Here is a 13,433-nt window from a genome sequence, read left to right as displayed (position 1 = left end):
TTACTTTATAATCGGAGTCTGAACTATGAAAAACACCATCCTCATCTGTGGATATGGCCCGGGTATTTCCCATGCAGTCGCTCGCCGTTTTGGTAAGGCGGGTCATCCCGTAGCCTTGATTGCGCGCAATGCTCAGCGTCTCGCTGATGCGGTAACGGAATTGACCGCCGAAGGCATCCAGGCTCGCGCTTTCCCAGCCGATCTGAGCGATATTAAAGCGATTCGACATGCCGTCACGAACGTGCATGAGATAATGGGGCCTATAGGTATCCTGCACTGGAACGTTTTTCTCGATATCGAAGGTGACCTGCTGTCCACTCAGCCCGCAGATCTGAGCAAGAGTTTCGATCTCCGCGTTGTTGGCTACATCACTGCCGTACAAGAGAGCATGAACGACCTTGCGGCATCAAAAGGTACCGTACTGGTTACCAGCGGCGTCATGGCGCTCGATGACCCACAAATCAATGCGTTCGCCATCGATTATGCTGCGATTGCCATCAGCGTTGCAGCTCAACGTAAAACGACCCATATTCTGGCGCATACCCTCGCGTCACATGACATTCATGTCGGTGAGGTGATCGTCAACGGCTTCGTTGACGGAACACCGGGCGGTGTGGGTAAAAGTGATACCGTCGCACCAATGGACATCGCTGACCAATTCTGGGAACTGCATACTGCACGTCAGGTACATTCCGTCATCGTTGGGGGTGCTGTACCGATATCGGAAGCAGGGTTCCATGGCTGAAAATACGCAAGTCTCAGGCTTGGCTGATGAGGCCTTCAGCAAGCCCCCTCACCTCGGGCCAGCTCATTACGCGAGTGGGCCGGGTGTCACGCTACTGGTCGCGGTCGCCCTGTTGGTGCTGACCCAGCTTTACCTGGCAATCCCTTTGCTGACGTACGTCGGTCACTCTTTCAGTCCGGCAACACCGGGGGCCGTCTCGTTCGCGCTGGCCACTTGTTTCAGCCTGGCCTATGCTGGCGGGTTCCTGCTCTGGGGGCCGTTATCGGATCAGTATGGTCGTCGGCCAGTGATGCTGATGGGGCTGAGCGCCCTGTCGATTGCCACACTTGCCTGCGCCTTCGTGCCTTCGCTGCCATGGTTGGCGGGACTTCGGATGTTACAGGGGCTGGCTGCGTCCAGTTTTGCCCCCGTAGCACTGGCCTATCTTGCGGAAGCGGTGCCGACACGTCACCGAGCAACCGCCATCGGGGCCATGTCTACGTCTTTCCTCGTGGCGGGCATCCTTGGGCAAGTGTTCGCGGCCTGGGTGGCGTTACGATGGGATTGGTTCTGGGTATTTCTGATCACAGGAGGCGGTCTTGTGGTCATGCTTCCATTAATTGCGTTGATGATAAAGGAACCGGCACGCACTATCGTTGAGGGTCATCTGGGCCATCGTTTCGTGGCATTGGGCAAGATTGCCGTGCGGCCTGCCATTCTGCTGCTGTCATTTGCACACATCACACTTCTCCTGTCTTTCGTTGCGATGTATACGGCGTTGGGGCCGCATCTGGCGGGCTTGAACCTTTCTCCTGCCACAGTCATTGCACTGCGCCTGGTTGGATTGCCAGGGATGTTCATGGCGTTGCTGGTCGGGCCGCTTGCTGCTCGGATCGGGATGCCGGGCGTTGCGGGAGCAGGTTATCTGATTGCGGCCGTGGGCTTGGCCCTAGAGGCTGTGTTAGCGCAATCGCTGACTGGTATTGCCATTGGGAGTCTGGTCTTCGTGGTCGGCGTCGCTCTCGCTATCCCGGCAATGATCACCCAGTTTGGTGATCTGGCGGTACCTAACCGCGCCGCGGGCATGGCCCTCAATGGTTTTGTCCTGTTTATCGGTGCCAGCATCGGTCCATTTATCCTGTCCTGGGTGCCCGGCTTCGTCCCGCTATTGGTGGGGCTTGCGGTGGCACTTTTACTGGCCACTGTCTGCGTTGCGGGCAGTGCATCGCTTGCTTCATCCACGAGGAAATCATGAATTCTATCCGTTTTTCGCTCTCTTCAGTCCTGACTTCCTACCGTTGGATCCTGGTGTTCCGCATCAGTCTAGGGCTTACCACTGCGCTGTCTGCTTTCGCGTTGCAAACAGCCTCCGGTGCGGTTGGAGATAACCCGATCAGCATCCCAGATACTCATCATCAAACCAGTCAGCGTCCGGTCACTCTGGATGGTCAGCCCGCCGCACTCAGCCGTTACGAGAGACGCGATGAGCGCAATGCCTTCCTGGAGGGAGAACACTTTAGTACGGTGATCGCCGCCGATGGCACACTCAAGGGTTTTGCCAACATCTCGCTCGACCTGGTGGGAAAACCGTTACCGCCTCGTGAGCGCGCTGAGCAGATTGCGGCAGAGTTCTTGCGTAAGGCTGCGCCCGACTTGCTGACCAGCCTGGGGAGAGCGTCTGTTACTCTCCATGATGAACCTATTCGCTTATCACACGCAGGCCGTAACGAGACCGTTCAACTCACCGGTTTAAAATTCAAGGCACGCAATCTGGCTGATGGGCGTTGGTTCTGGGTCATCATCGGTAGCGATGAGAAACCGATGCTGTTCGAGCGCGATCTGGAATGGGCAACCCTGCTCGCTCGCCGCAAAACGGAACAATGGCTGCATGACCGATGGATAAAGGCACAAGATGCCCAACAGATCAGTAAACCAAGCCGTTGGAGTTTGCCATGGACTCATTAACTCAGATTGTTCTTGGCAGCAGTGTCGCCGCACTTGTCGTCCCCCCGCATCATCGACGCCAGGCAATACTGGCGGGTGGAGTACTTGGTACTTTGCCCGATCTGGACGTGCTCTGGTTCAAAGTGTTCAGCAGTGATGTGGTTACAGAAGTGACCTGGCACCGTGGTCCATCGCATTCACTCTTGATGCTAACGTTGTTGGGATTGCTGCTTTGGCTCTTACTCAAGTCTCGCAGTTCGCTGGTTCGAGGTGCCCCGTTGCGGTGGCTGTTAGCGATCTGGCTGGCCCTGATAACACATCCGTTGCTGGATGCCTTTACCGTCTACGGTACGCAGGTGTTATGGCCCATGAAGACCCCACCCGTCATGTGGGCGACAATCTTCGTCATTGATCCGTTGTATACAGTGCCGTTGCTGATAGGGGTTATGGCTGCCTGGCAGCTTTCACCACATAAAACTGAGCAGCAAACGAGTGGCTCAGGCCGAGACAGGGCGGCACGCAATTGGTTGGTAGCAGGCTTGCTCGTGAGCTCGGCCTACCTGGCTTGGAGTGTTGCCGCCAAATCTCTGGTTGACCGGGTAGCCTCGCCAAGCCTGGCTGTTCTGAACTTGCAGAATGCCCCGCGTTTTTCTACACCGCTTCCGTTCAACACGCTGGTTTGGCGGGTGATTGTGATGGTACCGGATGGCTACTGGCTCGGTGACCGGTCCCTTGTCGCGGATCGGGGAGCGATGCAATTTACTTTTCACGAAAGCGACAACCAGGCGTTGGCGCAGTTGACATCCGTACCGCAGTTGAAACGTCTATTGTGGTTCACACATGGGTTTATCGCCGCTCACGCTCAGCGACGTGAGGATGGCGAGCTTCGGCTAACCCTTGCAGATCTGCGAATGGGGTTAGAGCCCGATTATTTTTTCCGCTATGACATTGCTGGCATAGATGAAGGTGGCCACTGGGCAGCAGCAGCAGAAATTACCCAATTGCCTGAGTCGGGTGATACCGCCAAGATGCTAAGCTGGGTGTGGAGGCGTATTTATGACAGTAAAGCAACGCCATGAGTGACAAATGGCATTGTAATACTCTAGAACAAGGTTAATTGATTTATTGGATTATTTTCGCTAAACGGTGACTATCTGTAAGCCAATGCATTAGTAAATACTGATATATCATCCTATAAAAAATTATCTGAAATAAAAAATAACTACGATGTTAGTGTGTTTTCTGCGTGATTTGGCCTCAAACCCCAGTAGCACTCAACAGCAGAATGATAGGCTGTTAGTGCTACTGGTTTAATCGCGCCGACTGAGGTTAGCGCTTCTTGCGGTTACGATGCATATCTATGGCGACGGCACTGACAATAATGATGCCTTTGATTATGTCCTGAATGTAGGAGTCCACACCAATAAAAGTAAAACCACTCTTAATCAATCCTAAAATTACGGCGCCAATTACTGTACCGGTGATGCGACCGACCCCACCCATCAAGCTGCTACCACCAATAACGGCAGCCGCAATCGCATCCAATTCATAAGATTGGCCCATGCTTGATTGCCCGCTACTCACCCGGGCGGCCAAAACCACGCCCGCCAAGCCAGCTAATCCCCCGGCAATGGTATAAACCGTTACCAGATATTTATTAACGTTAATGCCTGATACTTTTGCTGAAATCATATTCCCGCCGATGGCATAGACGTATTTACCATAACGGGTGTGTTTCAGTGCAATATGGAATATCACCGCAATAACCAAAAAAATGATAACGGGCATAGCACCTTGCCCAATCGCGGTAAAATCATCGGAGAGAAAACTTACCGGATTGCCTTTAGTGTAATATTGGGCAAGCCCTCTGGCAGAAACCATCATTCCTAATGTAGCGATAAAGGGAGGAATACCTGTACGGGTTATCAAGAAACCATTAATAAATCCACACAGTATCCCGACCCCTATTCCTGCAATAATAGGGATAGCCGCGGGTAAATCCAATAAGTGCGGATACATAGGTGAAATACTTTCTGATGTCTGTGCCAGACTCGCCGCGACAACAGCCGTTAATGCAATTAAAGAGCCGGATGAGAGATCAATGCCGGTAGTGATAATAACTTGTGTCACCCCGACGGCAATGATACCTATAATAGCCACTTGCAGAACGATCAATAATAGCCGATTAGGATTCAATAAAAATGATTGGTCGCGAATAAACCAGCCAAGGAACTCAAAAATCAATGCAATACCGATCATGACAATAAAAATACCGGTATCTTTAGGTAATTTCCCTTTAAATCCAGACATGAATGAATGTGTTTTTGTTGACTCAACCGTTAATGATTTAGCAAATTTAACATTACTCATTATCGTTACCTTCCAGTAATTATTCTGAGGCCAGTGCCATTATCTTTTCTTGACTAGCATCTTGTTTGTCTAATATTCCAGTGATGTGTCCGCTGTGCATGACCATAACTCTATCACTCATACCAAGAATTTCAGGTAGCTCAGAGGAAACTAAAATAATGGCTACACCACGGTTCGCCAGTTCACTAATTAAACGATAAATTTCTGATTTTGCCCCAACGTCAATACCGCGAGTGGGTTCATCCAGAATAAGTATTTTGGGTTGAGCTAATAACCAGCGTGCTATGAGCACCTTTTGTTGATTACCGCCACTTAAATTATTAATTATTTGATCCATCGTAGGTGTTTTGATGTTTAATTTTTTAATCTGCTCCATGCAGTCTTTAGCCATTTGTCCATGACTGACAAAACCTTTTGTATTAATGTACTCAGAAAGATTTACGATGCTCATATTCTCAACCACAGACAAGACTAAGAATAACCCTGACTTCTTTCGGTCTTCGGTAAGAAAAGCCAATCCTTGTTCAATAGCCTTTGACGGGGAGTCGATATTGACTGGCAGACCCTCGATAAAAATTTCACCACTGTCCGCAGGGTGCATACCAAATAAGCTTTCCATAACCTCACTACGACCTGCGCCAACCAAACCAGCAACACCCAATATCTCGCCTCGTTTTACGGAAAATGAGATATTGCGAAATAGCCCATCTCGCCGTAACTCATTAACTCGTAAAACTTCTTCACCAATATTATTATTAAATTTTGGGAACATATGAGTAAGTTCGCGACCAACCATCATGGTGATTAATGACTGTTTTGTCAGGTTTTCCGTTTTATCTGTGGCAACAAACATACCATCGCGGAAAACACTGACCTCATCAGTAATTTCAAATATTTCATCCATTTTATGGCTGATATAGATAATGCCTTTTCCTTGCTCTTTTAACTCAGTAATAATCGCAAACAGATGAAAAACCTCACCTTCGGTCAGCGCTGATGTCGGCTCATCCATTATTAAAACATCTGCATCATAAGAAACAGCCTTAGCAATCTCTACCATTTGTTGGCTGGCAATATTCAATTCACCAACCAGCATATCTGGTTTCAATTTTATATTTAAATGCTTTAATAAATCCTCGGTTTTACTGTTGAGCAAATCGTGGTTAACAAAACCATAATGAACGGGCTCTCGCCCCAACCAAATATTTTCTGCCACCGTCATATGCGGGACTAAATTTAGCTCTTGATGAATCATTGCGATACCAGCATGGAGTGCATCTAATGTATCACTGAAGTTAACCGTTTCGCCCTTTACTTTTATTAAACCTTCATCAGGATGATATATTCCTATCAAACATTTCATCAGGGTCGATTTTCCTGCACCATTCTCGCCCATTAATGCATGGACACTTCCTGCTTTTATTTTAATGCCCACTTTATTCAATGCCTTGACACCAGGGAATTGCTTACTGATGCCTTCAGCCTCGAGAATGTAAGGATACATATCATCATCTCCTTGGTCATCATAATACGCTCAGTGGGTAAGTGCCGTATTTATCAAAAAAGTGATAACAATAAATACGGCACGACCTATCCATTAAAATATATTTAATGAATATTTGATTTTTCATGTATGAAAATTTGACTTGAAAAGTTAACTTATTCCTGTGTTTTTATAATTAACTATTAGCCAGGGGAAAAGGTTGTTTTCACTTTTTATTTTTATTAGCAAAGTCCTGGTAATTATCTTTAGTGATGAGTTGATAAGGAATCATAACACTGCTTTCAACTTTCTGGCCGGAGGTTAATTTAATCGCAGTATCTACAGCGCCTTCTCCTTGACCTTTAGCATCTTGGAAAATACTGACATTCAAATCGCCTTTCTTAATAAACTCAAGCGCATCGGGTGTGCCATCAATGCCACCAATTACTACGCCATTTTTCTTCGCTTGTTTTAAAGCTAAAATAGCCCCAATGGCCATTTCATCATTATTTGATGCAATGGCATCTATTTGTTGCCCAGACAAAACCCAATCAGTGGTAACGTCTACCGCTTCTTTGCGGAAAAATTTTGCAGTTTGCTTATCAATGATATGAATATCTGGATACTGAGCTGCAACTTTCTCTACTCCCCGAGTTCTATCACGAGTAGCCTCACTCGAGAGTTCCCCCATCAGGATCATTACGTTGCCTTTCCCCCCCATCAGCTTCGCTAATTCCTCCATCTGTAGACGACCTGCAAGCTCAGAATCTGATCCCACATAGGCCATACCAGCTGGTAACGTTATTTCAGGGCGGCGATTCACAAAAACCAATGGTATCTTCGCCTGTTCAGCTAATTTGATCATTGGCTTTACACCTTGAGTATCTACCGGATTCAGAATAATGGCATCGACTCCTTGACTGACAAAATTCTCTACCTGCTGAATTTGTTGGGCAATATCCCCTTTTGCATCCTCGAATTGCCCAGTGACATTCCCTTCTTCTTTCATTTTGTTTTGCATGGCCTGACGTAATATTGTCAGGAAGTTATCATCGAAGTAAGCCATGGAAACGCCAATTTTAAGATCTTTAGCATAGGCACCCAATGGCAACAGACAAATAGCGAGTGAGGCAATAATAATTTTTTTCAGCTTCATGAACTATACCCTTCAAAAGTGGAATGCATTAACATCTCAGCGCCCGCTTATTGAAAATATTTTTTTACAACTGCATGACTCGGCAGAAAATAAAAATAGTTATTTTAGGCACTTCAATGCACTTCCGTGAATGCAACCGCCCCATTCCCGGCTTGAAATTCACAAATAATCAATATAAAACAATTGGTTATTTTTTTATTATCTATTCTTCCATCTATCACCTCTTTTTTTAAATGTTTATTTCATAATTAAGATTATTGAAATTTTTAACACCAAACAACCGAAATGTGTGTTTTGTATAGAGCAAATAACAAAACTATGACATGGATCTAACAAATGCTGGTAATTTGAACACTATCGAGTGACCAGGCGCATGCCTTGGCAATGAGGAAATCTTCTTAGTTGCAGTTTGTGTGGCAGAGGGAAATTGTAAAAGGTATAGCGGTGATGCCCACAGTATCTATGTGAGCATCAGTTATAGCAGTCTTGCATGTGAAAAAGTAATCCCAAAGAATTGCATCACTTTGGTTTGTAATGAAAATTACAAAAAATATTCCCTTTTACCGCCAAGGAAATAAATCGACCCATAGCAAATGGCTATCCGCAGTAAGAGGCTGTAATTGCCCTCCCTTAATTGCAGGCAACCACCAACAGCCTTGCGAAGCAGTAAGTTGGTGTGTTTCGGTATGGCAAACAAGCCAGTTTCCCTTCACAACGTAGATCAACCCACTATGGGAAACAGGGAGTTTTTGTGCCGAACTCACCGACGATACCGATGCCTGCCAGCAACCGCGCCGCGTCATAATATTAAAGTCTTGACTACTCCCCCCTAATAAACGCGCATGAATAGGGATATCACCGGGGAAAGCAAACGGCTGCAACGGCTTGGAAAGAGTATGTGCCTCCCAGCCTGGGCTGGATAGTTCAACCCCTTCACCTGATAGCAGCGTAATTGACCGATCGATATCCGAAAACATTGAAAACGGGCCATCCTGTTCGATAGTAGCAATACTGGCACGCCAGGCAAAATCATCTCCACCAACGGGCCAACATGCTATTTCACGGGTTTCGCCGCCGCCATTTCGCCAACGGCTAACGGGTAAGCTGGCAAAATCAAAAAGGGTAAAGCTCATCAGACCTCCTGTTGACAGGCTTTCAATACCGTCAGAAAATCCTGTGCAGATTGCTGTTGCATTGGATGATATCTATCCACTATTACCGCTTTGCCTGCCACATAAACATCGCGAATTTGCGATTTGCCCCCCGCAAATAACCACCGATTCAACAAAGATGCCGATTTTGTACCAGCAATATAAGGATCATCGCCATCCAATACTAACCAGTCAGCGCGGTAGCCTTCTGTTAACTGACTAATTTTGCTGGCACAAGCCTGTCGTCCTCCCGCTAAAGCTTGGCTATAAAGCAAATCAGCCACGGCAGGATATTGCTCACTCGTCAGACGATTGCGGCGTTGATCACGCAGGCGCTGACCATATTCTAACCAACGTAATTCTTCCACCACATCCAATGAAACATGGCTATCTGAACCAATACCCCAGCGCCCCTGATAATGCAGATAATCGACCCCAGGGAAAATACCATCACCAAGGTTAGCCTCGGTAGTCGGGCATAATCCTGCCACAGCCTGACTTTCTGCCAAACGAACAAGCTCGGATTTATCCAGGTGTGTCGCATGAATCAGACACCAACGGCTGTCGACAGGCAAATGGTTATACAGCCATGCCACGGGGCGCTGCCCACTCCAATCCAGACAGTCGTTAACCTCCTTTTGCTGCTCAGCAATATGAATATGTACCGGTAATTGATTATCCGAAGCTTGTAGGATCTCCTGCATTTGGCTGAGCTCTACGGCGCGCAAAGAATGAAAGCATAAACCTTGGTTTTGTAATGGCTGATTAGCCAATTGTTTACTAATGACCTGCTGCTGTTTGAGATAGCTATCGGTGCTCTGAATAAAACGGCGCTGCCCCTGCTGAGCAGGCTGAGCACCAAACCCCGCGTAGCTGTACAATACGGGTAACAATGTCATCCCGATACCCGCCTCTTGCGCTGCCTGACTCAGTTGAGCGGTCATTTCACCTAGGCAATTGTATGGATTACCTTCGGGATCGTGGTGTAAATAATGAAACTCTGCGACTTGCGTATAGCCACCTTTCAGCATCTCGATATACAGTTGACGGGCAATCACACCAACATCTTCCGGTGTTAATTGCTGTACCAGTCGATACATCAGATCTCGCCAAGTCCAGAAGCTATCCTGTGGGTTACCGGCGATTTCGGCTAATCCAGACATCATGCGCTGAAAGGCATGGGAGTGAAGATTCGGCATGCCTGGCACTATTGGGCCGGATAAAACCTGACAACCAGTACCACTGCTGCCGGTCACAATGCGCTGAATATACCCCTGTTCGTCAACAGTAATTTGTACGTTATCTGCCCATCCACTCGATAAGAAAGCACGCTCGGTAAAATAAACTGGCATAGCGATATCCCAATATTTTGTTCAGAGTCAAACGCGCTAAGCAGCAGCGGCGTCAATTAATTAAACCACTCACTTGTATATACATATACATACGCTAAATTCAACCGTAGACTTAGCATATAAATCTTTTATTTGACGAGGTTAACGCCGTGGCGGAACAACAAAAAGTCTTACAATTAAGTGCCGCAATGGACGATACTCCGGCGCCAATTTATCAACGGGTTAAGTTGGCCATTATCCACCAGATCAGAAGCGAGGTCTGGCAGCCCCATCAACGCGTTCCCTCAGAAAGCGAGCTCGTTGCTGAGCTGGGGGTCAGCCGTATGACTATCAATCGTGCGTTACGTGAATTAACCAATGAAGGTTTCCTTATTCGTATGCAAGGCGTGGGAACTTTTGTTGCTGAAGCAAAAGCGCACAGTGCCCTGCTTGAAGTTCATAACATTGCTGACGAGATAACCGCTCGTGGTCATCGCCACAGCAGTAAAATTCTGCAACTAGAAGCTCGCCCGGCAACCCCTGAAGAAGCGGTAGCGTTAGGGATCCTGCCCGGTCAACAGTTGTTCTACTCGCAAATTGTGCATTATGAGAATGACTTCCCTGTTCAAGTCGAAAATCGCTGTGTTAATCCAAGCACGGCCCCCGACTATATGAAGCAGGATTTCAATCACATAACTCCTTACAGCTATCTCACACAAGCCGCGCCTCTGACTGAAGGTGAACATATTGTTGAAGCCGTGATCCCGAGCCAGACTGAGCGACAACTGCTGCAATTGGATGAGCATGAGCCTTGTCTGTTGATTCGCCGAAGAACCTGGTATGGAAAAGTGGTCGTCACTGCGGCGCAATTACTGTATCCAGGCTCACGCTATCAACTCTATGGTCGTTTTACCCCACAAGGCACCGTGACGTCCTGATCAATTTTATTTCTCTGTGAGAACTGCGAAGTGTTACGCAATTGTTTAAATCTCTATCTTGCTGATAGTGACTTTATGCGCTAGGTTGTCCATGATTGTATATACAACTTAATTTCGCTGTGTACTCGCCATCATTAACGCTATAGCAACAAATAAATTTCGGAGCACTGACTTACGCTAGTGATTCAATCAGTAAGCAGAGCTGTGGCGGCGGGTACAAAGGGTATAGCTTGAAGGAGTGAGATGGTGTCAGTAATTCACTGTGACAGTTTGTGGTACGGTGCCGATATCGTGACCATGTGTGGAGGGGAATATCATCTGATACCGCAAGGAGCAATAGCGGTCACAGGCGGTAAAATAGTCTGGATTGGGCCACACAAAGAGTTGCCAGCACTCCATGCCTCACGTGAGATCGTCTTTCAAGGTGGCCTGATTACCCCTGGTTTAATTGATTGCCATACACATCTCATCTTTGGCGGTGATCGCAGTGCTGAATTTGAACAACGCCTTAACGGGGTCAGCTATGCAGAGATTGCCGCTAATGGTGGTGGGATTATCTCAACGGTTAGGGCAACACGGAATACCAGTGAAGAACAATTGCTCGAACAAGCTTTATTTCGGCTGAAACCTCTTCTTGCCGAGGGCGTGACCTGCATAGAGATAAAATCCGGTTATGGCCTTAGTCTTGAAAGTGAAATAAAAATGCTGCGGGTTGCCCGCCGTTTGGGTGAATTACTCCCCATTATAGTTAAAACAACCTGTTTGGCAGCACATGCTTTACCGCCTGAGTTTGCCGGCAGAGCTGACGACTACATTGATTTCGTTTGTAATACCGTCATTCCTCGGGTAGCTGAAGAGGGGTTGGCCGATGCCGTTGACGCATTTTGTGAACACCTGGCATTTTCACCGGCACAGGTCGAGCGCATATTCTTGGCCGCCCAGAAAGTCGGTTTGCCGGTCAAACTGCATGCCGAGCAACTGTCGGCACTTGGTGGCAGTACTCTTGCAGCAAAATTTAATGCATTGTCGGCCGATCATCTTGAATATGCCACTGAGTCAGATGTTCAAGCCATGGGCCATGCGGGTACTGTGGCGGTATTGCTACCAGGTGCTTATTACTTGCTACGTGAAACACAATGCCCCCCCATTGAACTGTTTCGCCAGTATGGTGTGCCAATGGCCTTGGCCAGCGATGCCAACCCAGGAACCTCCCCTGCACTCTCTTTGCGTTTGATGCTCAATATGGCGTGCACCTTATTCCGTATGACACCGGAAGAAGCGTTGGCGGGTGTCACATGCTATGCCGCTCAGGCACTTGGTCTGCAAGAGACTCAAGGCACATTGGAAATTGGCAAACTGGCAAATTGGGTCCATTGGCCACTATCCCGCCCGGCCGAATTAGCTTACTGGCTAGGTGGCCAATTGTCTGCGACTGTCGTTTTCCAAGGAGAGGTTCGCCCATGAATCTAACTGACCCGTTAAGTTTTCACTCCGGTAAACTGCCTTTATTAATCAGCATTCCTCATGCCGGCACCCGACTAACCCCCGTGGTGGAGGCTGGCCTAACAGCTGCCGCACGCCCTTTATCAGATACTGATTGGCATATTCCTCGTCTCTATGATTTTGCCAGAAATATGGGGGCCAGCTTACTAATAGGTAATTACTCTCGCTTAGTCGTTGACCTTAATCGCCCAGAGGATGATCAGCCACTGTATACCACAGCAACAACTGGTTTATTCCCCGAAACGTTGTTCGATGGGCGACCTTGTTTTATCTCAGGTAAAACACCGTCGCCGCAGGAGCGTCAATCTTACCTGTTACATATCTGGCGTCCTTATCATCAGCAACTTCAATCCGAATTGGACCGGCTTAAAGCACAGTTTGGCTATGCATTGCTGTTAGATGCACATTCAATTGCATCAGTTATTCCGAGATTATTTGAAGGGCAATTACCCGATTTGAATTTTGGTACCAATAGTGGTGTCAGTTGTGACCCATCATTAAGCAAGCAATTAATTGAATGTTGTCAACATCAATCCACCTTCAGCCATATATTGAATGGGCGCTTTAAAGGTGGTCACATAACTCGGGCATATGGTCTGCCCCAGAATCAGCAACACGCCGTGCAACTGGAATTATCCCAGTTAAACTATATGTCTGAAACTGAGCCTTATCACTACCGACCTGAGCGAGCCACGCATTTGCAGCAGTTACTCGAACAGTTAATTCATATCATGTTGTCATGGGGTGAACAGCACTATCAACGCTGAAACATAACATTCCACTCACTGAGTTTTCAGTCGGTAATAAATGTAAAAAAGGCGGGGTTAAATCCC

At 47.5% G+C, this 13,433-nt stretch carries 12 protein-coding genes; 7 read left to right on the top strand and 5 right to left on the bottom strand.

The features are described 5' to 3' along the window. Positions 1-25: 25 nt before the first annotated feature. Genes Q2T71_RS09205 through Q2T71_RS09190 form a run of 4 tightly spaced genes read left to right on the top strand, consistent with a single transcriptional unit; the run spans position 26 to position 3,747 of the window. A complete protein-coding gene (locus Q2T71_RS09205) occupies positions 26-745 on the top strand; it encodes an SDR family NAD(P)-dependent oxidoreductase (RefSeq protein ID WP_372558872.1) in 720 nt (239 codons plus the stop codon). Then, positions 738-1,979 (top strand): MFS transporter, encoded by a 1,242-nt coding sequence (locus Q2T71_RS09200; RefSeq protein WP_372558871.1) that lies wholly within the window; start codon positions 738-740, stop codon positions 1,977-1,979. Before Q2T71_RS09205 ends, Q2T71_RS09200 begins: the two co-directional genes overlap by 8 nt. Further along, positions 1,976-2,689, top strand: coding sequence for a hypothetical protein (locus Q2T71_RS09195; RefSeq protein ID WP_372558870.1), 714 nt, complete (start codon positions 1,976-1,978; stop codon positions 2,687-2,689). Before Q2T71_RS09200 ends, Q2T71_RS09195 begins: the two co-directional genes overlap by 4 nt. Next, the gene (locus tag Q2T71_RS09190; protein WP_372558869.1) at positions 2,677-3,747 is read left to right on the top strand and encodes a metal-dependent hydrolase; all 1,071 of its coding nucleotides are present in this window, start codon (positions 2,677-2,679) and stop codon (positions 3,745-3,747) included. Before Q2T71_RS09195 ends, Q2T71_RS09190 begins: the two co-directional genes overlap by 13 nt. Positions 3,748-3,997: 250 nt before the next feature. On the opposite strand, the gene Q2T71_RS09185 is transcribed toward Q2T71_RS09190, so the two are convergent. From Q2T71_RS09185 to Q2T71_RS09165, 5 genes are all read right to left on the bottom strand, one after another. Then, entirely contained in the window at positions 3,998-5,038 is a 1,041-nt protein-coding gene (locus Q2T71_RS09185) for an ABC transporter permease (protein ID WP_372558868.1), read from the bottom strand. A 19-nt stretch (positions 5,039-5,057) separates the two neighbouring features. Next, a complete protein-coding gene (locus tag Q2T71_RS09180) occupies positions 5,058-6,542 on the bottom strand; it encodes a sugar ABC transporter ATP-binding protein (RefSeq protein ID WP_372558867.1) in 1,485 nt (494 codons plus the stop codon). A gap of 205 nt (positions 6,543-6,747) precedes the next feature. Further along, a complete protein-coding gene (locus tag Q2T71_RS09175; protein ID WP_372558866.1) occupies positions 6,748-7,677 on the bottom strand; it encodes a sugar ABC transporter substrate-binding protein in 930 nt (309 codons plus the stop codon). A 560-nt stretch (positions 7,678-8,237) separates the two neighbouring features. Continuing rightward, the gene (locus tag Q2T71_RS09170; protein ID WP_083159043.1) at positions 8,238-8,810 is read right to left on the bottom strand and encodes a HutD family protein; all 573 of its coding nucleotides are present in this window, start codon (positions 8,808-8,810) and stop codon (positions 8,238-8,240) included. After that, positions 8,810-10,180 carry a formimidoylglutamate deiminase gene (locus Q2T71_RS09165; protein ID WP_372558865.1) on the bottom strand — a complete coding sequence of 457 codons (1,371 nt, stop codon included), beginning with the start codon at positions 10,178-10,180 and terminating at the stop codon, positions 8,810-8,812. The genes Q2T71_RS09170 and Q2T71_RS09165 overlap by 1 nt, the downstream gene beginning before the upstream one ends. Positions 10,181-10,329: 149 nt before the next feature. Here Q2T71_RS09165 and hutC point away from each other — a divergent pair, with 149 nt between their 5' ends. The 3 genes from hutC to hutG all read left to right on the top strand — a co-directional run bounded on the left by hutC (position 10,330) and on the right by hutG (position 13,367). Next, a complete protein-coding gene (gene hutC, locus Q2T71_RS09160) occupies positions 10,330-11,097 on the top strand; it encodes a histidine utilization repressor (protein ID WP_083159045.1) in 768 nt (255 codons plus the stop codon). 243 nt (positions 11,098-11,340) lie between these two features. Continuing rightward, positions 11,341-12,561 carry an imidazolonepropionase gene (gene hutI, locus Q2T71_RS09155; RefSeq protein WP_372558864.1) on the top strand — a complete coding sequence of 407 codons (1,221 nt, stop codon included), beginning with the start codon at positions 11,341-11,343 and terminating at the stop codon, positions 12,559-12,561. After that, on the top strand, positions 12,558-13,367 hold the full coding sequence (gene hutG / locus Q2T71_RS09150) for an N-formylglutamate deformylase (RefSeq protein WP_372558863.1): 810 nt from the start codon (positions 12,558-12,560) through the stop codon (positions 13,365-13,367). The genes hutI and hutG overlap by 4 nt, the downstream gene beginning before the upstream one ends. Positions 13,368-13,433: the final 66 nt, after the last annotated feature.

Source organism: Yersinia sp. 1652 StPb PI (genome assembly GCF_041538345.1).
In the GTDB taxonomy this organism is placed as follows: Bacteria; Pseudomonadota; Gammaproteobacteria; order Enterobacterales; family Enterobacteriaceae; genus Yersinia; species Yersinia enterocolitica_E.
The sequence above is the reverse complement of the archived record's forward strand: the minus strand, read 5'-3'. Positions and strand labels throughout refer to the sequence as shown.

Bases quoted from the DNA above. Each gene is read 5' to 3' on its own strand.
- Q2T71_RS09190 (WP_372558869.1), top strand. From the start codon at position 2,677: ATGGACTCATTAACTCAGATTGTTCTTGGCAGCAGTGTCGCCGCACTT.
- Q2T71_RS09170 (WP_083159043.1), bottom strand. From the start codon at position 8,810: ATGAGCTTTACCCTTTTTGATTTTGCCAGCTTACCCGTTAGCCGTTGG.
- Q2T71_RS09185 (WP_372558868.1), bottom strand. From the start codon at position 5,038: ATGAGTAATGTTAAATTTGCTAAATCATTAACGGTTGAGTCAACAAAA.
- Q2T71_RS09195 (WP_372558870.1), top strand. From the start codon at position 1,976: ATGAATTCTATCCGTTTTTCGCTCTCTTCAGTCCTGACTTCCTACCGT.
- Q2T71_RS09175 (WP_372558866.1), bottom strand. From the start codon at position 7,677: ATGAAGCTGAAAAAAATTATTATTGCCTCACTCGCTATTTGTCTGTTG.
- Q2T71_RS09205 (WP_372558872.1), top strand. From the start codon at position 26: ATGAAAAACACCATCCTCATCTGTGGATATGGCCCGGGTATTTCCCAT.
- Q2T71_RS09200 (WP_372558871.1), top strand. From the start codon at position 738: ATGGCTGAAAATACGCAAGTCTCAGGCTTGGCTGATGAGGCCTTCAGC.
- hutI (WP_372558864.1), top strand. From the start codon at position 11,341: ATGGTGTCAGTAATTCACTGTGACAGTTTGTGGTACGGTGCCGATATC.
- hutG (WP_372558863.1), top strand. From the start codon at position 12,558: ATGAATCTAACTGACCCGTTAAGTTTTCACTCCGGTAAACTGCCTTTA.
- Q2T71_RS09165 (WP_372558865.1), bottom strand. From the start codon at position 10,180: ATGCCAGTTTATTTTACCGAGCGTGCTTTCTTATCGAGTGGATGGGCA.
- Q2T71_RS09180 (WP_372558867.1), bottom strand. From the start codon at position 6,542: ATGTATCCTTACATTCTCGAGGCTGAAGGCATCAGTAAGCAATTCCCT.